Here is a 24,890-nt window from a genome sequence, read left to right as displayed (position 1 = left end):
TTTCTTATCTCCAAGGATGTCAATGCGTTGGGATCGTGATATTTCTAGGCTAAAAGGCTTTCTAACCATTTGGGTGGAGATGGAATGGGATTTCCCAAGCGATCGAGCAAAACCCATGCCACAAGATGTACCAGTAATTGATACATCAGATTGCTAAAAACGATCCCACCAACCGCAAAAGCTTGAATTACAGCGAGCTCTGGTTGATCGAGCGAGCCAAAGAGTTGCATCAACCAACTAATTAAGCCCGTCATTTGGACGGTAGTATAGTTCCAAAGATTTTCGCTGACAAGTAATGACAAAAATAAGAACTGAAAGACTGTACCCAATGCCCCAAGCATAGTACCGAGCGGTAGCGAAATCGCCCAAGGCACCTTATGCCGCCACAGATATCCCAGTAAGACTCCGACTAGCCCATATTGAACTGCGTACTGAATGCTGCGAATTGGTCCCATCAGCACGGATAGTAAAAGTGTGGTCACAATCATCGACATCCAAGCGGCTCGCTTTCCCCAACGCAAATATGCCAAGGCGATCGGGATTGGAAAAAACATCCGCAAAAATGGGCCTAAAGGAAAGTAGGAATTGATCAAAAACAACATGGCAGTTGTACTGGCAAGAAATGCAGTTTCTACCATGACCAGAGAACTCGAAGGCTTGGGCTTAGGCATAGGGTTGATCTAATCGACTACGAGTCCGTGGATTCTGGGGTGGAGTGTTGTACAGGTTTTCGGATCGTATCCCAAAATTCTCGATGAGCCCCGTAGAGCCACCATAGACCAAATATGCCAAAGGCGATCGCTGCCAAACTAATCACCTGTGCAATCCGCAAAGGTCCCAACATCAAACTATCGGTACGCAGCCCCTCAATCCACAATCTACCCGCGCTATAGGCAATTAAGTAAACCATGACCATTGTGCCTGGTTTGGCTTTGGGAAAGCGGTTAAATACCACAGCCAGCAAAGAAAAAACCAGTAGATTCCATACCGATTCATACAAAAAGGTGGGGTGATAGTAGGCTTCGGTAAAAGATCCGGGCGGACGGCGATCGGGAGGGATCAGCAGTTTCCAAGGTAAATCTGTGGGCGTACCAAAGGCTTCGGAATTAAAGAAATTACCCCAACGTCCGATCGCCTGTCCCAAAATTAGAGCAGGCATCACTAAGTCAGCAAGCTTCCATACAGAGAGATGATTGCGCTTGGCAAAAATTATGGCAGCAATCACACCACCAATGATTGCACCGTGAATGGCAATACCACCTTCCCAGATCGCAAAAACCTTATACCAAGGTTGATATTGAAATCGCTCAGACCAAGCGAATAAGACATAATAGATCCTAGCGCCAGGAATTGCACCAATTACTAGCCAAATCACCAAATCTCCCATGATATTGGGGTCAATACCCCGCTTTTCTGCAAGTTTTTGGGCTAAGAGCGTACCGAGAATCACAGCAGAAGCAATGAGTACGCCATACCAGCGAATTGTCAGAGGTCCAAGGTTAAGTAGAACTGGTCCCGGTGAAGTGAACTCAAAGGCAAGAGGCAGGGTATTTAGCATATGCATGAGTCAGTCCTAAACTCGTTGGACTTATAGTCAGAGAATCTAAACATTTTAACTATGAGATCGTAACAGAGCTTGCATTGATGCTTACAAGAAAACCCAGATCTAAAAAACTAAATCAAGAGCTTGGGTGGGATCAGTAAAAATAGCAGACAATTCGCGGCGATCGCTTCTTGTTCGGGGACGGCTAGACCGATAACACCAGCTTTTTTGAGCACTAAGGTACCTTTTGCCTCGCCCCAGATCAATAACTCTGCCCAAGCGCTCAGATCGGGTTCGTGCCCTATGAGCCCCAAAGAGGAACGGGAAGAACCATGCTGCTGACACCAAGTTTGAAACCAGCTCAGCCACTGCTCAAAATCACCACTAGGTGCAAGTAGCTCTGAAGTTAAAGGATCGGTGTTAAACACATCGCCGAAAATATCAGCCGTTTGTCGCGCTCTCACTAAAGGACTCGTTTGCATCAAATCGAAATGCAATCCTAAACTATGGAGACGTTTGGCAACTTGTCGCGATTTTTTTTTGCCTTCGTCCGTTAAAGGGCGATCGTCGTCATTAGGATATGTGCCCCGTTCCTCGGCAATCCCATGACGAATTAGATAAAGACTGGTCATATGATTTGGTTATTCGATTATCAGTTATTCAGTTATTCAGTTATCGGTATTCAGTTATCAGTTATTAGTATTCAGGTATAAAAAGACGGCTGGTCATGGATTTTGGCATCAATACTCTTTAAATTCATCGCAAAATTCATCGCAGCTCATCTACTACCTGTTTTACCTATGCCTATACAGAGACGGGTAATTTGGCAAGCAGGCTATCAAAAAGTCCTTTGCCATCGGTATTGCCGAGCACGATATCCGCCGCACGTTCGGGGTGGGGCATCATACCTAAAACATTGCCTTCACGATTGCAGATGCCTGCAATATTGTTCAAGGAACCGTTAGGATTACCCGCTTCGTTGACATTGCCTTGGGCATCGCAATATCGCCAGACAATTTGATTATTGGCTTCTAAAGATTTCAGCGTGGCTGGGTCGGCATAGTAGCAACCTTCACCATGAGCGATCGGGAGGCTAATCACTTGATGGGGCTGATAGGCATTTGTCCAAGCCAGATCGTTACGTTCTACACGCAAAGGTACGCGATCGCAAATGAAATGCAAATCTCTGTTTCTCACCAATGCCCCAGGCAGCAACCCTGACTCAGTCAGAATTTGAAATCCGTTGCAGATCCCTAAAACATATTTACCCTGTGCGGCATGCTGTTTGACCGCTTGCATCACTGGGGCAAAACGAGCGATCGCACCACAGCGAAGATAATCACCATAACTAAAGCCACCCGGAACGACGATCGTATCAATGTCGCTGATATCCGTTTCTTCATGCCAGATCATGCGCGTCGGCTGCTGCATAATGCCACTTGTAACCGTGACGATATCGCGATCGCAGTTAGAGCCAGGAAACACTAAAACACCAAATTTCATGATTTGTTTTTTGCTAGTTTTGTTGTTGTTCGTTATTTTTTAAAGATACGCCCAATGAATCTTCTTGGGTTAATCTAGTAATTTAGCCAGAAAGTATGATTTCGTAGCTAAAATTTCGATCTCAGCAATCGCTTTGCTCTAATGTGTAATCTGCAAATGCATTCAATAGCCCCAAATCTTGGTATCTCATCTGTTCTTATTTTCTCATCGTGTTTACATATCGTGTTTACATAGTGCTTCTCTGACATTATGACCCTTAATTTATTCGGAAATCTTAAACAAGCGCTTCAGTGGGTACAAAAAACACCAGAACGATCTGTTGCCGAAGCCTACCAAGCCGCAGTTAACATCAAGAAAATCGAGGACGAATACTTTAATGGAAGTGAAATCTCAAATCTAGCTGGTTATAGTGAAAACACATTCAGCTTATTCCAGATTCAACTCAATAAATATCTCAGTACGATTGATGTTAGTCTGGCAGCCTATAAGGTTAGCGCAAAAATGCCCTACTGCTTACCTATTAGTGATGTCAGCCAAATATCAAAGCCGCTTGGGAATCCAAATCTTGATGACAGCCCACCTTCCCTTACCCAGCAACTAGCATTTATTGACTTCATGCTGGCACGATATCGCCTGCCATCAGAAACGAATGATATTACCAATGGAAATTCGAGTTCGATTCAACTCTTAGATATCAAGAAAGATGAGCTTGACTCAAAGTCAAAGGAAAAAGACAAATTTTCACTTTACCCTAACAATAATCCAACAAATGGAAAAGCACCTAAAAAGGTCGGTGCTGTAGTTCCAATTGAAAATAGCATTCTACCAGGATCTTTCTTTAAAGCCTTCGATCGCATTAAGCGTAATGTTAGTTCGTCCTATAGCAACTACGAGCAAAATATTGTTGATGAGCTTCGCCAGTCAAGAAGACGCATCAATGCTGCACTCAAATATTTGGCGTTTTTAGTGATCACGGTTTTAGCTGTTCAGTTTTTGTCAAAAGCACTGATTTATAGCCCGTTGCTCGACTATTGGGTAGGCACGCAAGGAACTGAAATTAAATTTAGTGCCAGCATGCAAGAAAGGGCCTTTAATAGCTTTAAAGCCGTAAAAGAAAGGCTAGAGTTTGAGCTATTAATCTCTAAAGCGGTGGCGCTCAGTGCATCTCCCAAAGAGCTTGAGAAGCCTCCTGTAAATAATTCTTCCAGTGAGAAAGAGAAACCCACTATTAATTCTGAGACTAATAACGAAAAAGAGAAGCCCTCTACTACTTCCACTGCCAAAAAGGAGCAAGGGAATGAAAAGGGTAAAGAATCGGTGAATACGGAAGAAGAATTTGAAAAACGCCTACAACAGGAATCCCTTAAAATCCTCAAGGAATTTAACCGTTCTAGCTGGGAAGGAATCAAGAATCTCTTAGCTGACTCCACTGCTGGCTTTGTGTTTTACTTTATCGTAATCTCTGGTAGAAGGCAGCTAAGGGTAATCAAAGACTTCTTTGATGAAACCATGTATAGCCTCAATGATAATGCCAAGGCTTTTCTAATTATCGTTTCAACAGATACCTTCGTGGGCTTCCACTCTAGCGAAGGGTGGGATGCCTTACTCACTGTTCTTTTCGATCACTTTGGCTTACCAGAAAATAAAATTTTAACCATGACCTTTATTTCTACCGTTCCCGTATTTCTAGATGGTTTATTTAAGTTCTGGATCTTCCAGTATTTAAATCAATCTTCACCATCTACAGCCGCCATCTACAGTGAGATGAATGAATAGTTCGTTTAAACTTCTTTAGTACTTCTCATGCTTACTCTTTGACATCGATCGCCCCGTGAAACATATTCATCCCACAGGAATATTGATAATGTCCCACAGTTTGAGGGGTAAATTCCACGGGTGTGGTTGCATTCAAGGCTAGATCTTGAGCAATGTGGAAGTCGGGAAATAAAACTTTATCCAGACAGCTACTGGGATCGCGGCGAACGAACTTTAATCGCACAGGTTGACCTCGCTTGACCGTAACCAACGAAGGGCTATAACCCCCGTCTACAGTAATGCTAACTTCCTGAATGCCATTACTCGTTTCTGCCTGTTGGGATTTTGGCTTACTGAAGAGAAACCACCATAGCTGAGCGCTAATTAGGGCTAGACCACCTACAGTTAAACCGATTTTAAGGGCAAGGGGCTGTTCGACTGTTTGAAATTGGGGCGATCGCGTAGAATGTTCTTCGGTCATTTCCGCCGATGCACTGGAAGCGATCGTGCCCAAAAGTATGAGGCTAATGGTTAGATTGATAAGTTTGATTTTTAGCATGGCTGTATGTTCTCCAGTGTTCATAGTGAATGAATTCCTCATAGCCTTTGCAAAGCTATTTAAGCCTGATGAGTTGGACGAAAACCTCTTAGGCGTAAGGCATTCGTGACAACAGAAACAGAGCTAAATGCCATGACTCCACCTGCAATAATGGGACTGAGCAACCAGCCAAAGAATGGGAATAGAATCCCTGCGGCAATGGGAATCCCTGCGATGTTATAGATAAAGGCAAAGAAGAGATTTTGCTGGATATTGCGAATCGTGGCGCGACTGAGCTGAATTGCCGTGACAATGCCTTGCAGATCGCCCGCAATGAGCGTGATATCACTGGCTGCGATCGCGATATCTGTGCCAGTCCCGATCGCTAAACCGACATTTGCCTGTGCTAAAGCAGGCGCATCATTAATGCCATCACCCACCATCGCTACGATTTTTCCTTCGGCTTGTAACTCTTGGATTTTTGCCACCTTTTGGTCGGGGCGAACTTCAGCAAAAACACGTTTGATGCCAACTTCACGGGCGATCGCTTCAGCCGTTTGGGAATTATCACCCGTGAGCATCACGACTTCTATATTCATACGCTGTAATGCACTGACCGCAGCAGGGGATGAAACCTTGACGCGATCGGCAATACCGATTAAGCCTCTTGCAACATTGTCAACTGCGATCGATACCACGGTTTTACCACCCGTCTCCCAAGACTCTTGATATGGGTTCAACTCACTTGTGTCGATTTGCAACTCATGCATCCAACGTCGCGTTCCTACCTGCACGAGAGCATTCCCAACTTTCCCTTGCACGCCACTACCAGCGATCGCGTTGAATTCAGTTACCTCAGGAATCTCAATTCCCTGCTGCTTCACATATTCCACAACTGCCTCTGCTAGGGGATGTTCGGAATTACGCTCGATCGCAGCCACCAGTTTCAATAATTCAGCATTCTCTCGATCGAGGGCAAGGAAGTCAGTTACAGTGGGTTTACCTTCTGTAATAGTTCCCGTCTTATCCAACACAATCGTTTGAATTTTGTGAGCGAGTTCTAAGCTACTTGCATCTTTGATCAGAATTCCATTCTCAGCACCTTTACCCGTACCCACCATAATCGAAGTCGGAGCTGCCAAACCTAAAGCGCAAGGACAGGCAATAATTAGCACGCCCACAGCAGAAATTGTTGCTAGGGTGAGATTGCCCATGATGTTAAACCAGATCAGAAATGTCGCGATCGCAATGGAAATCACCACAGGCACAAACCAACCCGTAACCCGATCTGCCAATCGTTGAATCGGCGCTTTTGAACCTTGCGCTTGTTGAACGAGATCGACGATCTGCGATAGCACCGTATCTTTGCCAACATGGCTTGCTTTAATCTGCAAGCTGCCCGTCTTATTCATAGTCGCACCAATAACGCGATCGCCGATGTTCTTCTCAATCGGAATACTTTCGCCTGTAACCATGGATTCGTCTACGGTGGAATTCCCTGCGATCGCTTCGCCATCCACAGGAATTTTCTCGCCCGGCCTCACAAGTATCACATCACCAACCTGTACATCCTCAATCGGAAGATCGAATTCCTTGCCATCTCGGAGGACTCGCGCTGTCTTAGCTTGTAATCCCATTAATTTGCGAATGGCATCGGAGGTCTCTCCCTTTGCCCGATTTTCAAATAGTTTGCCTAAAAGAATCAGGGTCATCACCACCACCGAGACCTCGTAGTAAACTTCGGGCTGTAACCCCTGTGCAGTAAAGAAGCTAGGGTTGAAGGTGACAGTGAGTGAATAGGAGAAAGCTGCGAGTGTCCCCAGTGCAATCAAGGTATCCATCGTGGCAGTATGATTTTTGAAGGCTTTCCACGCTCCTATATAAAAGGAACTACCGCACCAAACCTGTACGGGTAACGCTAGACAGAGTTGAAACCAAGCGCTACTAACCCAAGCGGGAATCAAGGCAATATTCAATCCCGTCATCATGGGCAGCGAACCGATGACCAATATTGTCCCAATGACGCCACCTAACCAAACTTTACGAGTCAAGCGCTGTGATTCTGCCAATCTTAGCTTTTTGTCTATGTCTTGAGAATCTTTCGATGCATTGGGTAAGATAGCTTCAAAGCCAATATTGGCGATCGCAGTTTGAATTGCATTCGGGCTAGTCTTTCCAACATCATATTCTACTGTCACCTGTTCGATCGCAAAATTGACATTGCTACTCGCAACACCTGGCAGGGAGCGTGTGACTGATTCAATGCTACTGGCACAGGAGGCGCAGTGCATTCCTCGTAACTTCAAGGTAATCTTATCCATTTTTCTCCTTTCCCATTAACTTGGTTATATGCCGCATTCGGATTCACAGCTCCGTTTCGTGTTTCTGTAAAATCGGACAAATTTCTGCTGTAGAAGCTTTTTCGGTTGGCGTCCAATCTCGGAGCAAGCAATCGATCTCACCTCGCAACGTCATCAATTCGGCAATGCGGCGATCGATTTCGTGAAGCTGATGTTCTAATTGCTGCTTGATTTCAGTACATGGCGCTAGCCCGCGATCGTAGACTCCCAAGATCTCGGCAATCTCTTGCAAGCTCAAACCCAACTTCTGTAATCTCTTGATAAAGGCAACTCGCGCGATCGCATCGGGAGCAAACAAACGAAATCTCCCCTCGGTGCGTCCAGAAGACTTTAATAAACCAATTTCCTCGTAATAGCGAATAGTTTTAATTGGAACGTTGCTTTGCTCTGCGACTTGACCAATTTGAAGCAAAACCCGATCTTGAGAAAATGTAGCTACCATCGTTAGCACTTAGCCTCCTAAAACTTAAGTGATTTCTAGGCTATTTATACACTCTCTACTTAACTGGAGAGTCAAGATCTATTTTTTCAGGCAATGATGAAATGAGCGTGAAACTTAATTCCCATAAAGTTTGAATTGGCTTAAGTTTTTTGTTACGAGGAAAAAATTCAGCCTAATTTTATTTTCTCGATCTTACGGGGGAAATTAGCAACAAGAAAAAAAGCTCTGCCAACTTAAAGAATTTAAAGTGCATCAGAGAGAATAAAAAACTGTCTTTAGAAACGTAAATCATAGTTCTAAAGTGTTACTGGGGGGCAAATTTATGTTGTGGTAGGAAGCATTTGTTGTTACAAAACCCCTACAACCAAGGGGCTCTGTGGGGTAAAATCCTAACTAGATAGTTAAGTAAATATAAATTTTATTTAGAATGGAACAAAATCGGAAACCCACAGCGATCGTCACAGGAGCCTCCTCAGGCGTTGGTCTATATGGTGCTAAATCTCTTGTAGATCGGGGATGGCATGTGGTGATGGCATGTCGCAACTTAGAAAAAGCCGATAGTGCTGCTCAAGCCCTCGGAATGCCTAAAGATAGCTACTCTCTCATCCATATTGACTTGGGTTCGTTAGAAAGCGTACGGCGATTTGTCTCGAACTTCAGAGCACTGGGGCTGTCACTAGATGCTTTGGTCTGTAATGCCGCAATTTATATGCCTTTGCTCAAGGAGCCTTTACGCAGTCCTGAAGGATATGAACTCAGCGTTGCTACGAATCATCTCGGACATTTTCTTTTGTGCAATCTTTTGCTTGAGGATCTCAAAAAAGCTCCTTATGGCGATCCGAGATTGGTGATTTTGGGAACGGTGACGCACAATCCAGACGAACTGGGTGGCAAAATTCCGCCAAGACCAGATCTGGGCAATTTTGAAGGCTTTGCCACAGGATTTAAAGAGCCGATCGCTATGATCGATGGAAAAGCGTTTGAATCTGTCAAGGCCTATAAAGATAGTAAGGTCTGTAACGTACTGACCATGCGAGAACTGCATCGCCGCTATCACGAATCGACAGGAATTACCTTCACCTCGCTCTATCCCGGGTGTGTAGCAGAAACTCCTCTATTCCGCAACCACTATCCGCTATTTCAAAAGATCTTCCCCTTGTTCCAGAAATATATTACTGGTGGGTATGTATCTCAAGAGCTTTCGGGCGAAAGAGTGGCAGCAGTCGTTGCCGATCCTGAGTACAAACAATCCGGAGCCTACTGGAGTTGGGGAAATCGCCAGAAAAAAGACCGTAAGTCTTTTGTCCAGACTGTCTCCCCTCAAGCGCGAGACGATGAAAACGCCAAGCGCATGTGGGATCTGAGTGCCAAATTGGTTGGACTTTATTAAGGAATTTGCCATAAATTAAAATCCCAACGTTGGCTGAGTGGAGTCTAAGCCAACGTTGAGCTTATTGGTAAAATATTTCCGAGCAAATCCCTAAGTCCCTGTCTAACTGATAAAGGATCCTTCTGCTTTGCACGGAAGTCCTTTATCAGTTAGGATGCAGAAAGGAATACTTAAAAGCTTTCTAAGCGATCGCGAAAATATTGTCGATATAGACTGCACCTCGGAATTGCCCGATCGCCTTGAAGAGAGATTAGCCCCATGCTTTCTAGCTTAAATGCCTGTAGAGATTGCAGTTGCACGGGCTCAGACGCGATCGCTACTTCTTTAAAAGCCTTAGCGAGATTGGGGCGATCTTGTAGATGTGCCAGATGTCTGCGGAGATGATCGCCATAGATACCTGCCTCTGTGGGAGCGGTTTGGATCAGGCGATCGAGGCTTAGGGATTGGTGGGCGATCTGGTGCAGAGCCTGTTTGATCAAAGCAGGATGACCTCCCACCATTGCCATCAATTGCCCCACTTGAGTTTCATCCCAATTGAGTTGATACTTGCGAGCCAGTTCGCAAACCTGACCTGCACTAAATTCTGACAACTTGACGACTGTGCCAATTCCCCCTAAGGGAGAATGATTAATATCTAGAGCGCCATAGACTTCCGTGGAGTGAACGACGATCAGCCGTAGGTTTTTCCAGATTTTGCCCACGCGATCGCCTTGGGCAGCTCTTTGATTCCATCCCCGCAACAGACCACAAAAATCATGGGCGATTTCAGGATGTTCGAACACTAGATCGACTTTATCTAATGCCAATACTAAAGGACTATTCAGTTGGGCTAAAACATAATTCTCAAAATAAATCGTACTATTGTAATTACAGGCAAAGATATCTTGCCAATAGTCATCTAATTTATTAGGAAGTCTTAAAGCCTGTCCCACTGAGGCGCAAAACCATTTGGAAAATCGAGTCAAATCTGCAAACACCATGCGATCGGAGAGATCGAAGCTAAAGATTTGGGTTTGATAGCCTTGTAGTCTTGCGTGGTCGAGAATGCGCTCTGTCAGCCATGTTTTCCCCATTTCCTGTGGGGCTTTGATCCGAATCAGCGAACCAGCTTTGAGAATCTCACGGTAGCACTCAGACTCGTAGGGATTGCGGCTGACATAATGGGGTGAACTCGATGATTCCGTTACAGATATTTTCTCTGGGAAAGAGGCAATTTGAGCGTCTGCAAAGAAACGCTCTACTGGCCCCTGCAAATTATTTTTTGTCACCTTCGTTCCCAAAACATCAGATAGCAACTGCCACAGTTCAGGGCCAACATTACGCATGAGATGGTCAAGTCCACAGCGATCGCTACAAGCTTGATGAATCTCGGTAAAACTCTTACCTTGCCATGCCCCACGAAACACAGTGCGCTGGAGATCGTTTAAGGCTTTCCCAGTTTTAGCGATCAGCAAGCGATCTACCAAACCTAATGCTTCTTCAACATTCATGGTATGTCATCTAATCACCGTTCTAAATTAACAGTTGATACTTCTCTTGGGCGAGTCGATAGAGAGGTCGCCAAATCAGTCGATTGGTGGTTACCACTAACAAAGACATGACTACGGTTGCGGCTAAAAGCAAGGAATAATTCCCTGCATCCGATGCTTGGGTAATCGTTTCACCTAACCCCGTGGCAGTAAGAACCTTACCTTGAAACTTGATATATTCGCCTGCAATACTGGCGTTCCATGCGCCACCAACAGCAGTGATAATCCCCGTAACCAGATAGGGAAAGATTCCAGGCAAAATTAAGGTTTTCCATCGTTGCACGAGAGAAAGCTTGTACACCTCTGCCGCTTCAAACAGTTCCGAGGGAATTGATTGAGCCCCGGCAATCACGTTAAATAAAATGTACCACATGCTTCCTAAGGTCATGAGCAAGACTGCACCAATATCTAAGCCTCCACCCAAATTAGCAAGGAAGAGCAGAAATACAGGGAACAGGGCAGTAGCAGGAACGGAAGCCGCAATTTGTACTAAGGGCTGGAGAAATTGCGCTAAGCGAGGATTGCGACCAATGGTAACGCCAACAGGTACGGTAATAAGTAGGGAAATCACAAGGACAGCCATGACGCGGAAGGCGGTATACATGGCGCCAACCATTACCGTTTTCCAATCGTCAAAACCCAGTTTGCTTAGTAGGAGCAAGGCTTCCCATGTTCCCCAAACCACGATCAGTCCAAACCCACTTAAAAAGATCCAATTGAGCCACTTTACCCAAATGGCAGGATTTGTATTGGCAGTTAGAGCCGTTCGAGATCTGCGATTAAAGCCGCGATCGATCGATTCTTGCAAAGGCGCAAATACGCGATCGCTGACAATTCTCACCGTAGGCGATCGGCGCATAAAGTCTAGGACTCTAGATTCTGGAGCATTGGTAGCTTCCACTGTTTCTAGCTTAAACTTCTCTGCCCAAGCAATTAAAGGTCGCCAAACAAAAAAATCAATGGCAACAATTACACCGACTAACACAAACAGCCCCGCTCCGATCGCGCCAAAATCCCCGCGATCGGCTGCTGTTTTTAAATAGGAACCTAATCCCGGTAACGTAAAGTCTCGATTTGACAGGGTAAAGGATTCTGTCTGCATCAAAAAGAACCATCCCCCTGCGACAGACATCACGCTATTCCAAACTAACCCCACTGCACCCGATGGAAGTTCCATCGTCCAGAATCTTTGCCATGCACCGAGTCGATAGACTTGACTGGCTTCTTTGAGTTCTTTAGGAATGCTGACCAAGGACTGATAGAAGCTAAAAGTCATATTCCAAGTCATACCTGTAAAAATCAAAAGCACTGAGGAAAGTTCCACACCAATGCGTTGACTGGGAAATACTGCCACCAAAGCTAAAACTACCGCAGGTAAAAAAGAGAGCACTGGAATCGACTGCAAGATATCTAATAAGGGAATTAAAATTACTGACATCGTGGCAGAGCGGTAGGCAGTGTAAGCATACCCAAGCGTAAACAGTAGAGAGAGAAAATAAGCCACGACCATTCTTGCCAAGGTTTGCAAGGTATACCAAGGCAGAGAAGATAGGGAAAGAGAAATTACCAGCTTCTCATTATAAGCACCAGTAAACTCTGATGCAGTTTGCACGATCGCAAAGATGAGCGATACGATCGCCAGAGGTAAGAGTAAGTCTCCGATTCCCCATTTACTGCGAAACTTGGCTTTGGGGTCAATTGTGGGCTGAAACATAAACACCTTTGAGAGCTAGCGACTGATTGAGATGCGATCATTTTTTTAGTTGACAGTTGGCAGTTGGCGGTTCAAATGTTAATTCAAATAAATGCCGCTAACCTATTGCTCTTTAACTGATAACCAATCACCGATGACGGATAACCCTATCGAAGATTTAAACAGAAATCGTCTCTTCTATTTCTTCGCTGATTTCCTGCTCAAAAAAGATTTCTCCAGATGGTTCATCATAACTATAGAGTTCGGCATAGCGCCCCCAATGGATCACGGTTTCTAATTGTGCTCTGGCTTCGCCAGTGGTAAAGTACTTTTCTAAAATATCGAGAACCATCTCTTCAGGAATGCGATGGTTGCGCTTTGATTGGATCAGTTGATTAATTTGTTGCGCGAGTCGGATATGGGATAGAATTTGCAGTCTGATCAACTGCTTGCGCTCGTCAATATTGCCCTGCACAAACTTTTGTCCTAATGTAGTAATCGAAATATCCCCCTCAGATAGAACGATGAGTTCTAATAACTTGGCAGCATCAAGAATTGGCAGAATGTCATCAACTTCCAATAATAATTCCTGAGCCAAACGATAGAGGTCGTAGCCCTGACGATCTTCGAGGATTTCGATCAGACCCGCGATCGAGCCAATTCTGACAGATGGCAGGAATTGATACCTTTGAGGAGTTTCTGATTTGGCTTGAGAAGTCAGGGTAGAAGTGTTAATTGTATCCACATCTAAATCTGGCTGCGTGATGATCTTATAGACCTGATCGACGATCGCTTGAAACTCAGGACTTTTGCGATCGCGATAGTGTGGCAAGGTCACAGGTAAATCCGCACGAATGCGGCCTGGGTTGCGTCCTAGTACGATAATGCGATCGGCAAGGGTGACAGCCTCTTCGATCCCATGGGTGACAATTAAAATCGATTTTGTAGGAATGCGGCGCTCTAGCCATAAATCGAGCAACTCATACCTGAGGTTCTCAGCCGTCAGCACATCCAAGGCAGAGAAAGGTTCATCCATACACAAAAGTTCTGGTTCCACTGCCAAGGCTCTGGCAAAACCGACCCTTTGGCGCATCCCTCCTGACAATTCTTTAGGATAGGCATTCTCAAAGCCATCCAAACCAATCACGTCAATCATTTTCAGGGCTTTTTTTTCTCTCGATTCCTTAGCCTCTCCTTTTGCTTTTAGCCCCAATTCCACATTCTCTAACACAGTTAGCCAAGGGTAAAGCGCGAAATTTTGAAATACAATTGCCACACCAGGGTTCAGCCCAGTAAGGGGGCGATCGTAATAGAGAACATTCCCACTCGTGGGAGGAATTAACCCTGCAATCATACGCATCAAGGTAGATTTGCCCGAACCCGATGGCCCGAGTATGGCAATGATTTGCTCAGTTCGCAACTCTAAATTAATATTCTCAATGATCGTAATCGTTTGACCATTAGGCTGTAAGTAGGACTTACCAATCCCTTGCAAAGCTATAAAGCTTGGGTTATTTGTTTTATCTAGCACAACTACCCCTGAAATCACTAACGGCAATTATAGACTTGTAGTTGCATCCCTGTCTCAACAGGTTGTTTGATTGAGAATCAGGTTAGACTAGTAGCATGATTTAGACACATTGTCTGTTGTACTAATAACCTGTAAGCTTCACAATGATTCCAGCCCAGGAACCTGCTAACGAAATACTCAGGCTTGAGGCTCTGCAGCAGTGCAGAATTTTGGATACGCCCCCCGAACAAGCGTTTGATGATATTACCAGTTTAGCTGCGCATCTGTGTCAAACTCCGATCGCACTCATCAGTTTATTAGATGCAAATCGACAATGGTTTAAATCTAGGGTGGGGTTGGATGTCACTGAAACGCCAAAGTGTTTAGGATTTTGCGCTCATGCAATTTTGCAGCAAGACGTAATGATCGTCCCTAATGCTTTGCTAGACAAACGCTTTGCTGATAATCCTCTCGTTACGGGTTCTCCTTACATCAGATTTTATGCAGGTGCACCCTTGATTACGAGTGAGGGATATGCTTTAGGTTCCCTTTGTGTGATCGATCGCGTGCCGAGGCAACTGAGTTCAGATCAAATCGCTGCATTAAAAATGCTAGCCCGTCAAGTTGTGCATTTGCTCGAGTTGCGTCATAACCTCGCTGACTTAGATCGGGTGGTATTGCAACGTCAAGCGCCCAGCAAAAAAAGCTGGTTTCTTAGCAAGGTTGGGATTGGCATGGCGATCGCGGCATCCATTTTTATGGGTATGGGCTTTATCTCCTACCAGAGTCTGACGAATTTAGTCAAAACTTCTGAGGTATTTCTTGAAAAGCGTCAAAACTCAGGAAGATTCGATCGGATTTCCGATCGCTTACACGAACTAGATGTACAACAATATCGCTATTTCTTATCTGGACAAGAAAAAGATTTAGAGAACTACTACCTAAGGGTGGATGAAATTCGTCACAATATCCAAGATCTGCAAAAGCTGCCGATTAGCGAGCGTCAGCAAGAGGTCTTAAGCCAACTTAGTCAGATTGTGGAAAAACAAGCCATCGAAATCCAATCTCTGATCTCATTGGTTCAAAATCGACAGCTTGAAACGGCACGACAAAGGTTTCTCACCTTTAGAAATTCGGCATTGTTAAATGAAGTACGCCAAAACCTCGATCAATTGGCCAATGAAGAAAGCATTGTAATCGATAATTGGAGCAAGGAAATTGAATTAGCCTCTGTGCGATCGAGTGAGAAGTTTTTTAGTGGGGCGTTAATCAACTTAGTTATTTTTGGAATTATTTTTTATATCACCTATCAAGAAATTTCTAAGCGCAGAAAGCTGGAAGATAGCCTTGAACAAGAACGTGATTTTATTATGACGATTCTCGATACAACAGATGCTTTAGTCGTTGTACTCAATCCAAAGGGCAGAATCGTTCGTTTTAATCGCAAATGTGAGCAAATATCAGGATTTACCTTTGAGGAGGTAAGAGACAAATATTTTTGGAGTATTTTCTTGATTCCCGAGGAAACAAAAGCTGTAAAAGAGGTTTTTGCGGATTTAGTTAAAAATGAACTTCCTAGCACCTCTGAAAATTATTGGCTCAATCGAGAGGGGGAGCGTCGCTTAATTGCCTGGTCAAATACCCAGCTTCGCAATCGAGAATCTGTGGTGGAATATGTGATTGTCACTGGGATAGATATTACAGAGCGCAAGCAAGCTGAAGAAAATGTCAGACAGCAAAATTGGCGATCGCTTTTATTATCGACAATCACCCTTCGCATTCGGCAATCCCTAAATATTTCTGAAATTCTCAATACAACGGTAACAGAAGTACGTCAGTTCTTTAAAACCGATCGCGCCCTAATCTTTCAGTTTGACCACAATTGGGAGGGTAAGGTTGTCGTCGAATCTCTAGACCCGAAATGGCGATCGTGCGTCGGTCGTTACATTTCTGATAGTTGCTTCCGCGAAGGGCTATGGCGCGAGTACGCACGGGGCAGAAAACAGATGATAGATGATATCACGACAGCAAACCTTTCGCCCTGCTATCAAGCGGTGCTCGAGCAACTTCAAGTTAAAGCAAATCTTGTTGTGCCGATCTTAGAGAATAATCATCTCTGGGGATTGTTGATTATGCATCATTGCTCCGAACCTAGACATTGGAAGTCTTTTGAAATTGATTTTCTCAGCGAACTTGCCAATCAGGTAGGAATCGCACTCTATCAAGCCAGACTACTCGAACAAGAAACCCTACAGAAAAAGCTGTTAACGGAGCAGAATATTGAACTTGAAGAAGCACGCAACGAAGCCGAAAAAGCGACGAAGCTTAAGAGTGCTTTCCTAGCCACGATGAGCCATGAGATTCGCACACCGATGAATGCAGTGCTGGGAATGACAAGTCTTTTAATGAATACCAAATTGACAGCAGAACAACAGGAATTTGCTGAGACAATTCAACTTAGTGGGGAGAATCTACTTACCCTAATCAATGAAATCCTCGATATCTCTAAGTTAGAAGCCAAAGAAATGAATTTAGAATCCATAGATTTCAATCTTTCTAACTGTGTCGAAGAAGTGATAGGACTTTTGGCGTTCTCTGCTCAGGCAAAAGGATTAGAGATCGCTTCTCTTATCTATGCTGAAGTACCCTTACAACTTAAGGGCGACGAGGGTCGGATACGGCAGATTCTCACAAATCTCGTCAGTAATGCGATTAAATTTACATCTGAGGGCTATGTTTCGGTAACTGTCGCTCTTCAGTCTGAAACCGCTGATTCGGCAATTATCGAATTTTCAGTTACAGATACGGGTATTGGTATTCCAACTTCGGCGCAACATCGTCTCTTTACACCCTTTACACAGGTTGACACCTCTACCACCCGAAAATTTGGTGGCACAGGCTTAGGACTTGCGATCTGCAAACAATTTGTCGAATTAATGGGCGGAACAATCGCTGTGGACAGTTGTGAAGCCGAAGGAGCGAACTTCAAGTTCGCAATTCCATTGGCAAAACAATCTAACGTTCAAGAACGGGCAATTTCCCCGCAGGAGGTCTCTCCAAATAGCCTCAAAAACAAGAGAACCTTAATTGTAGAGAATCGTCAAATTACCTATAGGGTTTTACATTACCAACTCTCGGAATGGCAGATGCATGTCGATCGCGTTGAAGCCTCTGATGCCGTGATTCCTGCCATGTATGAAGCGATCGCTGAAGGACAACCCTATGATATTGCGATCTTGGATCGGCAAATGCTTGGAAGCAATGCTGAAATCTTGGGTCAGAAAATTAAGAGCGATCCGAATCTAAAATATGTTAAGTTGTTGTTGATGACCTCTTTACAGGACAGGGACAATAGACAGCAAGTACAGGAAGCTGGTTTCTCTAACTACCTGATTGCTCCCATAAAACAGTCAAAGCTTTACGATCGTCTCTTAGAAACCATGTCTAGCGCAAAGGATATATCTGAAATAGAACCCCAGAAATCTGCTGCTTCTGCTTCTACAGTGAGGCGATCGCCCTTAAAAATTCTGTTGGCTGAGGATAATCCGATCAACCAAAAGGTAGCCGTGAATCTTTTAAAGATCTCTGGCTATCATGCTGATGTTGCAGTAAATGGGATGGAAGTTTTAAAGGCACTCGCTCAGACAAAGTATGACCTTGTGCTCATGGACTGCCAAATGCCGGAATTAGATGGCTTTGCCACGACCCGAAAAATTCGAGCGCTCGACTCACCCGACTGTGATATTGTGATCGTTGCTATGACTGCAAACGCTAGGCAAGAAGATCGAGAAAGCTGCTTAGAATGTGGAATGAATGACTATCTCAGTAAACCGATTCATAAAGCTGTGCTGGCAGAAAAGATGCAGTATTGGGAACAAATTATTCTCGGCGATTCTCTACTTCCTTCTTTGGAGTAGATATGGTAAATCCCATAGAAGTTCCACCGTAGGGGCAGTTCATGAATTACTACATCTTGACTTTTCAACGATCTTGGCTCCTATGATGAAGTTTACTAAGTAGCAATAGTTTTTATGCTGGACTTCTTTCGCAATCTAGACATTCCCACAACTTGGTTTATTGCCGTTGGGTTAAATACGGTGCTGGCAGCGATCGCCTTGGCATTACCCCGCAAAGTTCTCACTACCGAGGGCATTCTCCATGCTTGGTGGTTGGGAATTTTAGTCTGGGGTTGTTTAGATTGGCAGGGCTATACAATTATTCTGGCTTACTTAATTGTGGGATCGGGCGTAACCCGCATCGGTAAGGATATTAAAGAAGCCAAAGGAATTGCCGAAAAACGGGATGGGGCAAGAGGCCCTGAGAATCTCTGGGGCTCGGCATTTACAGGAGCAGTTTGTGCCGTTGGGTACGCGGTCATGCCTCATTCTCTCTGGCTCTTGGCCTATACTGCCAGCCTCAGTACTAAACTCGCCGATACCTCCGCCAGTGAAATTGGTAAAGCCTATGGCAAAAGTACATTTTTAATTACAACCTTTAAACCCGTTCCCGCAGGTACAGAGGGAGCCGTTAGCCTCGAAGGAACGGCGGCTGGGGTTCTAGGTGGTATCCTGATTGCCGCGATCGCTTGGGCAGTAGGATTTATCTCACCACTGGGCATTGCTTGGTGCGCGATCGCTGCCCTGATTGCCACGAATATTGAAAGCCTCATCGGTGCGACCTTACAGTCTCGTTATGCTTGGCTTACTAATGAGGTCGTGAATGGAATTAATACGGCGATCGGGGCTGTGGTTGCCGTCGCGATCGCCTTACTGTGGCAAACTGCCATCTAGCGATCGAGCCAGTCATGAAATTACAACTCATACCTATGGCGAAAGCCTCGTGACACGCACTCAGCATCAAAACGCCTGAAAGCCAGTAAAATCGTCACATCATCAGAATTGCTATCCACAATCCCCAAAAATCCAAAGATCCAGTTACACGATCCCTGTTTAAACCTGTTTAAATTAGATCTGGCGATTGCAAGGGGCAGTTTTAAAATACAAAGCCGCTCGTTGAGTCATACTAGCTCCCTAAAAACAATGCAGAAAATTCTTGCAGATGCATACGTTTGTTCGTTCGTACATGAATTCACAGCCGAGTTTTGGAGAGTTAGTATGAGGTCGATATTTTTATGAAGTAGGAGGAGTGTAGTATGGTTGAGCCGATCGTTCGACCCAAAAGATACCGCAGAAAGTTTGTACGCTGGTTGTTGACAGAGGATCGACCTGAAAAGGGCGGCGAGCATCCCAAGCATCCTTGGTGGCAGGTCATGTGCTTAACAGGGGTCGATTATTTTTCCACATTAGGCTACCAACCTGGGATTGCCGCTTTAGCAGCAGGCTCGCTCTCTCCGATCGCCACCTTAATCTTGGTTCTATTAACACTCTTTGGCGCTCTACCTATCTATCGACGGGTAGCGACGATCAGCCCTCACGGGGAAGGATCGATTGCCATGCTCGAGCATCTCCTCTCTTGGTGGCAGGGCAAACTATTTGTGCTTTGCCTGCTGGGCTTTTTAGCCACTGATTTCATCATTACGATTACCCTTTCGGCGGCTGACGCCACAGCTCACATCGTTGAGAACCCCTTGGTTCCAGAGTTTCTGCACCATCAAGCTGTCGGCATCACGCTGTTTCTGATCGCATTACTGGGAGGCGTTTTTCTCAAGGGATTCCGCGAAGCGATCGGGATTGCCGTTTTTCTGGTTATTGCTTATCTCTTTTTGAACTTCATCACGATTAGCGTCGGCATCCAACGTATTCTGCAAAATCCATCAGTAATTGCAGACTGGCAAAAGCTTTTGGTTGTCGAGCACAGCAATCCATTGCTCATGTTGGGGATTGCTGCTCTACTCTTTCCCAAATTGGCATTGGGATTGTCTGGGTTTGAGACTGGCGTATCTGTAATGCCGCTCGTTAAGGGTAACCGCAACGATACGGAAGAGCATCCTCGGGGGAGAATTCTCAATACCTACAAACTGTTGACCACGGCGGCGGTTATCATGAGCGTCTTTCTACTGACCAGCAGTTTGGTAACAACATTGCTGATCCCCCAAGCAGAATTTCAGCCAGGCGGTGCTGCTAGCGGACGTGCCCTTGCCTATCTAGCCCACCAGTTCTTAGGAAATGGCTTTGGAACGATTTATGATTTAAGTACGATTTTTATTCTGTGGTTTGCTGGTGCATCGGCGATGGCGGGATTGCTGAATATTGTCCCGCGCTATCTCCCCCGCTATGGCATGGCTCCAAATTGGGCGAGGGCTACGAGACCTCTCGTGCTAATTTGCACGGCGATCGCCTTTGTGGTTACGATTCTTTTCAATGCGAATGTAGACGCTCAAGGTGGAGCCTATGCGACGGGCGTGCTGGTATTGATGAGTTCTGCCGCATTTGCGGTTACTTTGGCTGCCTACCATCGGCGATCGCGTACTGGCACAGCCCTATTTGGTCTGATTACCTTGATTTTCATGTATACCACCGTGGTCAATATCATCGAGCGGCCAGACGGGGTCAAAATTGCCGCTTTCTTCATCGGTACGATGGTGATTACTTCTCTGATCTCGCGCGTCTGGCGTTCGACAGAGATCCGAGCAGAACAGGTTCAACTGGATGAAATTGCGAGCGGTTTCATTGCTAAAGAGAACGAACATACCATACGGCTGATAGCCCATCGCCGCAGAACGGGGAGTGTTGAAGAGTATTTTTCGAAGGAGCAAGAAATACGCTCTGATAATCACATTCCTCCAAGCGATCCAGTGCTATTCCTTGAAGTTCAAATATCCGATGCTTCGGAATTCGTCGAGACGATTCGCGTAGAAGGCGAGCAAATCGGCGATTATCGCATTCTACGAACCCGTAGTGCTGCAGTCCCAAATGCGATCGCGGCGATTCTCCTAGAAGTGCGGAACCGAACTGGTAATTTGCCCCATGCCTATTTTGGTTGGGCGGAGGGCAATCCCATTCAATATTTACTTCGTTTTCTCTTGTTTGGGGAAGGAGATACGGCTGTAGTAACCCGCGAAGTGCTGCGTAGAGCGGAAAAAGATCCTGACAAGCGTCCATCTATCCATGTAGGTGGCTAAGAAAAAATAAGATGATATATCCCTCTGAGCCTAGAGTTCAGAGGGAAAGAAGAATGAAATTTGTAGGTCGATTCTTGCAAAAAAGCTCTAGACAAAATTAGAGCTTATGTACGTTTTCTTCCCAGTGTTTGCCATCAAAAGGGGTAATCTCAAATAGTGCGATCGCGTCATCATCTAAACAGCGCACATTAACATCAAAATCCTTGGGATGGGAACGGGGGCGATAGAACGCATGAATGCCACAATTCCGACAAAATAAATGCTTGGCAATGCCAGTATTGAAAGTATAGGTTGTGAGGTCATTCTCTCCCTGCAAGAGCTGAAAATGCTCGGGTGGAACGATGAGATGTAAAAATCCTTTCTTTTGACAGATAGAGCAATTACAATCGACCGCTTCGTATTTCTCTACGGTGACTTGAAAGCGCACGGCTCCACAGTGGCAGCTGCCATAATGGACTGGGAACCTTGAAGATTCGGAAGAAGTTGCTGTTTGTGTCATGAGCAAATTTTATCTTGTTAGTCGATCTAAAAATATCAAGCCATGCATACTTACGAACAGATTTATGCGATCGCGCGGCAAATTCCTCTAGGGAAAGTAGCGACCTATGGACAGGTAGCCGAATTGGCAAACCTAGCAGGAAAAGCGAGACTGGTTGGATATGCCCTATTTCGCGTTGATGTATCGACTTCAGATGTCCCTTGGCATCGGGTGATTAATGCCAAAGGCGAAGTGTCCTATTCACCCTTGCGGCGGGGGGCTGACTATTTGCAGCGATCGCTTTTGGAGCAAGAGGGCATAAAATTTAATGAAAAGGGCAAAATCAATTTACGAGAATATCTGTGGCAACCGCAACCTTACTAATTTCCTGTCTCGATCGAAAAGGGCTCGTGGCAAAAATCGCCGACTGGCTGTTTTCCCATGGGGGCAATATTCTGCATGCCGATCAGCATACCGATGCGATCGCTGGCTTGTTTCTGATGCGAGTGGAATGGGAACTTGATGGATTTAACTTAACGCGATCGGAAATTATCCCTGCTTTTGCCCCGTTAGCAGAGACGTTTGACGCGCAGTGGGAAATTCATTTCTCCGATCACGTGCGCCGAATTGCGATTTTTGTCACCAAGCAAGATCACTGTCTCTATGACCTGATTTTGCGACAGCGATCGGGTGAGATTCCTGCCACGATTCCCTTAGTGATTGGCAATCACGCAGAACTAGAGTCCGTAGCTCATAACTTTGGCATCAACTATCACCACCTGCCCATTACCCCTGAAACCAAGGAAGTTCAAGAAGCCGCACAGCTAGCCCTATTACAACAATATAAAATCGATTTGGTGGTGCTGGCTAAATATATGCAGGTCTTGAGTCCAGCGTTTTTGGCTAAATTCCCACAGGTGATTAACATTCACCACTCGTTTTTACCTGCTTTCCCAGGGGCAAATCCCTATCAAAGGGCTTACAAACGCGGCGTCAAGATTATCGGGGCAACGGCACACTATGTCACCCAAGATCTCGATGAAGGCCCAATCGTCGAACAGGACGTGATCCGCGTATCCCATCGCGATTCCGTCGCCGATTTAATCCGCAAGGGCAAAGACTTAGAGCGAATTGTGTTAGCAAGAGCCGTAAGACTGCATTTAGAAAATCGGGTACTGGTTTACGGTAGCTCGGCAAATTCTGGATTAAATTTACGCACTGTTGTCTTTGATTAACGCCAATCACGATCGACAACATCTGTAAATTTTTAGCGGAAAGCTTTTCTACCGACTTTGCCAGTTGGATTTTAGGCGAAGCCATAACCTTCACCAAACTCGAACCCTCCGAACTCTCAGTTGAACCCATCCGCATTTCCATTTGCCTCGTACTCAGCATGAAATATGCTAAATTATAGACAACTCTGACCTGACTTGGAGTACCGCTATGACAATTTCGGGTAATCGCAAGCTAACTTCAAAAATAGAACTCCCTGATGAGGACTTTGAGCCGATGCCCGAAGGTGATAAACAGCGGCGAAATTTAAGCTATACAACCGAGGCATTAAGGCTGTGGTTTGAGAAACAACAGAATATCTACGTTTCTGGAAATCTATTTATCCGTTATGAAGAAGATCTGGCGGAAAAAAGAGTCTCACCAGATCTTTTTGTGGTCTTTGGCATGAGCAACGAAGATAGAGTTAGTTATACAATTGGGAAAGATGGCGGAAAAGCACCTGATTTTGTTTTGGAAGTTACTTCTAAGGGAACGGTAACGAAAGACCGTAAGGAAAATCCATTAATTTATCGAGATTTAGGCGTAAAGGAATATTTTCAGTACGATCCTTCGGGCGAATATTTAAAGCCTACTTCTTTACAAGGAGTGCGTTTGGAGAATGCGAAGTATGTTGCGATCGCTGTTTCAACTTTACCTGATGGTACTTTGTCTTTACATAGTGAAGTTCTAGGTTTGGAGTTGCATATGTATCCAGACCTAAGTTTCCGCTTTTATGACCCAATCTCTAATCAAGTTTTGCGTTCTTATGCTGAGGCGGAACATGCGAGGTTTCAGGCGGAATTGGAGCGTTCGTTTGAGCAACAGGCTAGAATTGAGGCTGAGGCGATCGCTGAGCAAGAACGTAATGAAAAGCTTCAAGAACGTCTGGCTAAAGAACAGGCAGAGGCGATCGCTGAGCAAGCCAATCTAGAAAAACAACAAGCAGAAGCGATCGCCGATCGGGCTAACCTAGAGAAACAGCAAGCAGAAATAGCACAACAACTAGCTGAACAAAAAGCCCAACGGCTTGCCGAAATGCTCAAAGCGCTGGGAATTAACACAGATGAAATTCTATAGCCGATCGCTTAAAAACCTAAAATATACCTAAAAAACCGATCGCATTCTGAGGTGGAACACGATCGCTGTCAGGCGGAGTTGAAGCGTTCTCAATCTGAATTGGAAAGGTCGTATGAGCAGCAGGCTAGGCGTGAGGCTGAGGCGATCGCTGAGCAAGAACGTAATGAAAAGCTTCAAGAACGTCTGGCTAAAGAACAGGCTGAGGCGATCGCTGAGCAAGCCAATCTAGAAAAACAACAAGCAGAAGCGATCGCTAAGCAAGAGCGTAAAATCGCTGAGCAAGAACGGCAAAAAAATGAAACATTGAGAGCTTATCTCAGATCTATCGGAGTTAACCCTGACGATCTCTGAGTTTGGCTATGGGCGGCGGGACAACTTCTGAAAGGAATCGCTTGCAAATTTGTGGATTTTTGCTAAAAACGTTGGATCGCTATGTGTGCAAATCTAGCCAAACAAATAGCTGAGCAGGGGCAACAGCGATCGGTCGCGGATATCTCAATTCTTTGATCGCGTTGGTGGATTTGGTTCTGTTGTCTATGCGATCGGACTGTATTGTTATGGGTGAAACTAGAACTACTATCCCCATTCGTCACACCCGTAATGGAGACAATGACCGTTTATTCCGATTCTGGAATTTTGAATCGTTCTTTCCATGGTTTATCTGGAGGGCATCTCTAAAAATACAAACAAGAGTAGGAAGGGATTTGAGGAAAATGAGG

21 protein-coding genes and 1 pseudogene are annotated in these 24,890 nt (G+C 45.1%); 10 read left to right on the top strand and 12 right to left on the bottom strand.

Going from position 1 to position 24,890, the window contains the following annotated elements:
• Positions 1-44 precede the first annotated feature (44 nt).
• From V2H45_RS12160 to purQ, 4 genes are all read right to left on the bottom strand, one after another.
• Positions 45-671, bottom strand: a complete 627-nt coding sequence (locus V2H45_RS12160) for a DUF2232 domain-containing protein (RefSeq protein WP_330483924.1) — start codon at positions 669-671, stop codon at positions 45-47.
• A gap of 17 nt (positions 672-688) precedes the next feature.
• Positions 689-1,558: a prolipoprotein diacylglyceryl transferase gene (lgt, locus tag V2H45_RS12155; RefSeq protein WP_408648774.1), complete on the bottom strand. Its 870-nt coding sequence runs from the start codon at positions 1,556-1,558 to the stop codon at positions 689-691.
• Positions 1,559-1,674: 116 nt separating this feature from the next.
• A complete protein-coding gene (gene sixA / locus V2H45_RS12150) occupies positions 1,675-2,175 on the bottom strand; it encodes a phosphohistidine phosphatase SixA (protein ID WP_330483922.1) in 501 nt (166 codons plus the stop codon).
• A 172-nt stretch (positions 2,176-2,347) separates the two neighbouring features.
• On the bottom strand, positions 2,348-3,046 hold the full coding sequence (purQ, locus tag V2H45_RS12145; protein ID WP_330483921.1) for a phosphoribosylformylglycinamidine synthase subunit PurQ: 699 nt from the start codon (positions 3,044-3,046) through the stop codon (positions 2,348-2,350).
• A gap of 249 nt (positions 3,047-3,295) precedes the next feature.
• Here purQ and V2H45_RS12140 point away from each other — a divergent pair, with 249 nt between their 5' ends.
• The gene (locus tag V2H45_RS12140) at positions 3,296-4,822 is read left to right on the top strand and encodes a hypothetical protein (RefSeq protein WP_330483920.1); all 1,527 of its coding nucleotides are present in this window, start codon (positions 3,296-3,298) and stop codon (positions 4,820-4,822) included.
• A gap of 31 nt (positions 4,823-4,853) precedes the next feature.
• Here the strand turns inward: V2H45_RS12140 and V2H45_RS12135 are convergent, their stop codons facing one another.
• Genes V2H45_RS12135 through V2H45_RS12125 form a run of 3 tightly spaced genes read right to left on the bottom strand, consistent with a single transcriptional unit; the run spans position 4,854 to position 8,141 of the window.
• Complete coding sequence (locus tag V2H45_RS12135; RefSeq protein ID WP_330483919.1) at positions 4,854-5,384, bottom strand: cupredoxin domain-containing protein; 531 nt, start codon at positions 5,382-5,384, stop codon at positions 4,854-4,856.
• Positions 5,385-5,419: 35 nt separating this feature from the next.
• Positions 5,420-7,660 carry a heavy metal translocating P-type ATPase gene (locus tag V2H45_RS12130; protein ID WP_330483918.1) on the bottom strand — a complete coding sequence of 747 codons (2,241 nt, stop codon included), beginning with the start codon at positions 7,658-7,660 and terminating at the stop codon, positions 5,420-5,422.
• 43 nt (positions 7,661-7,703) lie between these two features.
• Positions 7,704-8,141, bottom strand: a complete 438-nt coding sequence (locus tag V2H45_RS12125; RefSeq protein ID WP_330483917.1) for a heavy metal-responsive transcriptional regulator — start codon at positions 8,139-8,141, stop codon at positions 7,704-7,706.
• Positions 8,142-8,568: 427 nt separating this feature from the next.
• Between V2H45_RS12125 and V2H45_RS12120 the strand changes: the two genes are divergently transcribed.
• On the top strand, positions 8,569-9,531 hold the full coding sequence (locus V2H45_RS12120) for a protochlorophyllide reductase (protein WP_330483916.1): 963 nt from the start codon (positions 8,569-8,571) through the stop codon (positions 9,529-9,531).
• A 170-nt stretch (positions 9,532-9,701) separates the two neighbouring features.
• Here the strand turns inward: V2H45_RS12120 and V2H45_RS12115 are convergent, their stop codons facing one another.
• The 3 genes from V2H45_RS12115 to V2H45_RS12105 all read right to left on the bottom strand — a co-directional run bounded on the left by V2H45_RS12115 (position 9,702) and on the right by V2H45_RS12105 (position 14,284).
• Positions 9,702-11,021, bottom strand: coding sequence for an AAA-like domain-containing protein (locus tag V2H45_RS12115; RefSeq protein ID WP_330483915.1), 1,320 nt, complete (start codon positions 11,019-11,021; stop codon positions 9,702-9,704).
• 22 nt (positions 11,022-11,043) lie between these two features.
• The gene (locus V2H45_RS12110) at positions 11,044-12,774 is read right to left on the bottom strand and encodes an ABC transporter permease (RefSeq protein WP_330483914.1); all 1,731 of its coding nucleotides are present in this window, start codon (positions 12,772-12,774) and stop codon (positions 11,044-11,046) included.
• Positions 12,775-12,931: 157 nt separating this feature from the next.
• Positions 12,932-14,284 carry an ABC transporter ATP-binding protein gene (locus V2H45_RS12105; RefSeq protein WP_330483913.1) on the bottom strand — a complete coding sequence of 451 codons (1,353 nt, stop codon included), beginning with the start codon at positions 14,282-14,284 and terminating at the stop codon, positions 12,932-12,934.
• Between the two features lie 143 nt (positions 14,285-14,427).
• Between V2H45_RS12105 and V2H45_RS12100 the strand changes: the two genes are divergently transcribed.
• The 3 genes from V2H45_RS12100 to V2H45_RS12090 all read left to right on the top strand — a co-directional run bounded on the left by V2H45_RS12100 (position 14,428) and on the right by V2H45_RS12090 (position 21,344).
• On the top strand, positions 14,428-18,180 hold the full coding sequence (locus V2H45_RS12100; RefSeq protein WP_330483912.1) for a GAF domain-containing protein: 3,753 nt from the start codon (positions 14,428-14,430) through the stop codon (positions 18,178-18,180).
• A 114-nt stretch (positions 18,181-18,294) separates the two neighbouring features.
• Complete coding sequence (locus V2H45_RS12095) at positions 18,295-19,053, top strand: TIGR00297 family protein (RefSeq protein WP_330483911.1); 759 nt, start codon at positions 18,295-18,297, stop codon at positions 19,051-19,053.
• A 362-nt stretch (positions 19,054-19,415) separates the two neighbouring features.
• Positions 19,416-21,344: an APC family permease gene (locus V2H45_RS12090; RefSeq protein ID WP_330483910.1), complete on the top strand. Its 1,929-nt coding sequence runs from the start codon at positions 19,416-19,418 to the stop codon at positions 21,342-21,344.
• 97 nt (positions 21,345-21,441) lie between these two features.
• Here V2H45_RS12090 and V2H45_RS12085 read toward each other — a convergent pair whose 3' ends face one another.
• Positions 21,442-21,843, bottom strand: coding sequence for a GFA family protein (locus V2H45_RS12085; protein WP_330483909.1), 402 nt, complete (start codon positions 21,841-21,843; stop codon positions 21,442-21,444).
• A gap of 42 nt (positions 21,844-21,885) precedes the next feature.
• Here V2H45_RS12085 and V2H45_RS12080 point away from each other — a divergent pair, with 42 nt between their 5' ends.
• The 5 genes and pseudogenes from V2H45_RS12080 to V2H45_RS12065 all read left to right on the top strand — a co-directional run bounded on the left by V2H45_RS12080 (position 21,886) and on the right by V2H45_RS12065 (position 24,522).
• Complete coding sequence (locus tag V2H45_RS12080) at positions 21,886-22,206, top strand: MGMT family protein (protein ID WP_330483908.1); 321 nt, start codon at positions 21,886-21,888, stop codon at positions 22,204-22,206.
• Positions 22,179-23,057, top strand: coding sequence for a formyltetrahydrofolate deformylase (gene purU, locus V2H45_RS12075; RefSeq protein WP_408648773.1), 879 nt, complete (start codon positions 22,179-22,181; stop codon positions 23,055-23,057). The genes V2H45_RS12080 and purU overlap by 28 nt, the downstream gene beginning before the upstream one ends.
• 11 nt (positions 23,058-23,068) lie before the next feature.
• A pseudogene (locus V2H45_RS25615) lies at positions 23,069-23,212 on the top strand (Rpn family recombination-promoting nuclease/putative transposase); the annotation flags it as partial.
• Positions 23,213-23,265: 53 nt separating this feature from the next.
• Entirely contained in the window at positions 23,266-24,171 is a 906-nt protein-coding gene (locus tag V2H45_RS12070) for a Uma2 family endonuclease (RefSeq protein WP_330483906.1), read from the top strand.
• A gap of 51 nt (positions 24,172-24,222) precedes the next feature.
• On the top strand, positions 24,223-24,522 hold the full coding sequence (locus V2H45_RS12065; RefSeq protein WP_330483905.1) for a hypothetical protein: 300 nt from the start codon (positions 24,223-24,225) through the stop codon (positions 24,520-24,522).
• 79 nt (positions 24,523-24,601) lie between these two features.
• On the opposite strand, the gene V2H45_RS12060 is transcribed toward V2H45_RS12065, so the two are convergent.
• The gene (locus tag V2H45_RS12060) at positions 24,602-24,757 is read right to left on the bottom strand and encodes a hypothetical protein (protein WP_330483904.1); all 156 of its coding nucleotides are present in this window, start codon (positions 24,755-24,757) and stop codon (positions 24,602-24,604) included.
• Positions 24,758-24,890 lie beyond the last annotated feature (133 nt).

The organism is Tumidithrix elongata BACA0141 (assembly GCF_036349135.1).
Classification (GTDB): Bacteria; Cyanobacteriota; Cyanobacteriia; order Pseudanabaenales; family Pseudanabaenaceae; genus Tumidithrix; species Tumidithrix elongata.
This window is presented reverse-complemented; position numbering and strand designations above follow the sequence as displayed.

Bases quoted from the DNA above. Each gene is read 5' to 3' on its own strand.
- V2H45_RS12080 (WP_330483908.1), top strand. From the start codon at position 21,886: ATGCATACTTACGAACAGATTTATGCGATCGCGCGGCAAATTCCTCTA.
- V2H45_RS12130 (WP_330483918.1), bottom strand. From the start codon at position 7,660: ATGGATAAGATTACCTTGAAGTTACGAGGAATGCACTGCGCCTCCTGT.
- V2H45_RS12085 (WP_330483909.1), bottom strand. From the start codon at position 21,843: ATGACACAAACAGCAACTTCTTCCGAATCTTCAAGGTTCCCAGTCCAT.
- purQ (WP_330483921.1), bottom strand. From the start codon at position 3,046: ATGAAATTTGGTGTTTTAGTGTTTCCTGGCTCTAACTGCGATCGCGAT.
- lgt (WP_408648774.1), bottom strand. From the start codon at position 1,558: ATGCTAAATACCCTGCCTCTTGCCTTTGAGTTCACTTCACCGGGACCA.
- V2H45_RS12100 (WP_330483912.1), top strand. From the start codon at position 14,428: ATGATTCCAGCCCAGGAACCTGCTAACGAAATACTCAGGCTTGAGGCT.
- V2H45_RS12125 (WP_330483917.1), bottom strand. From the start codon at position 8,141: ATGGTAGCTACATTTTCTCAAGATCGGGTTTTGCTTCAAATTGGTCAA.
- V2H45_RS12060 (WP_330483904.1), bottom strand. From the start codon at position 24,757: ATGGGGATAGTAGTTCTAGTTTCACCCATAACAATACAGTCCGATCGC.
- V2H45_RS12140 (WP_330483920.1), top strand. From the start codon at position 3,296: ATGACCCTTAATTTATTCGGAAATCTTAAACAAGCGCTTCAGTGGGTA.
- V2H45_RS12120 (WP_330483916.1), top strand. From the start codon at position 8,569: ATGGAACAAAATCGGAAACCCACAGCGATCGTCACAGGAGCCTCCTCA.
- V2H45_RS12160 (WP_330483924.1), bottom strand. From the start codon at position 671: ATGCCTAAGCCCAAGCCTTCGAGTTCTCTGGTCATGGTAGAAACTGCA.
- sixA (WP_330483922.1), bottom strand. From the start codon at position 2,175: ATGACCAGTCTTTATCTAATTCGTCATGGGATTGCCGAGGAACGGGGC.
- V2H45_RS12090 (WP_330483910.1), top strand. From the start codon at position 19,416: ATGGTTGAGCCGATCGTTCGACCCAAAAGATACCGCAGAAAGTTTGTA.
- V2H45_RS12110 (WP_330483914.1), bottom strand. From the start codon at position 12,774: ATGTTTCAGCCCACAATTGACCCCAAAGCCAAGTTTCGCAGTAAATGG.
- V2H45_RS12115 (WP_330483915.1), bottom strand. From the start codon at position 11,021: ATGAATGTTGAAGAAGCATTAGGTTTGGTAGATCGCTTGCTGATCGCT.
- V2H45_RS12135 (WP_330483919.1), bottom strand. From the start codon at position 5,384: ATGAACACTGGAGAACATACAGCCATGCTAAAAATCAAACTTATCAAT.
- V2H45_RS12095 (WP_330483911.1), top strand. From the start codon at position 18,295: ATGCTGGACTTCTTTCGCAATCTAGACATTCCCACAACTTGGTTTATT.
- V2H45_RS12070 (WP_330483906.1), top strand. From the start codon at position 23,266: ATGACAATTTCGGGTAATCGCAAGCTAACTTCAAAAATAGAACTCCCT.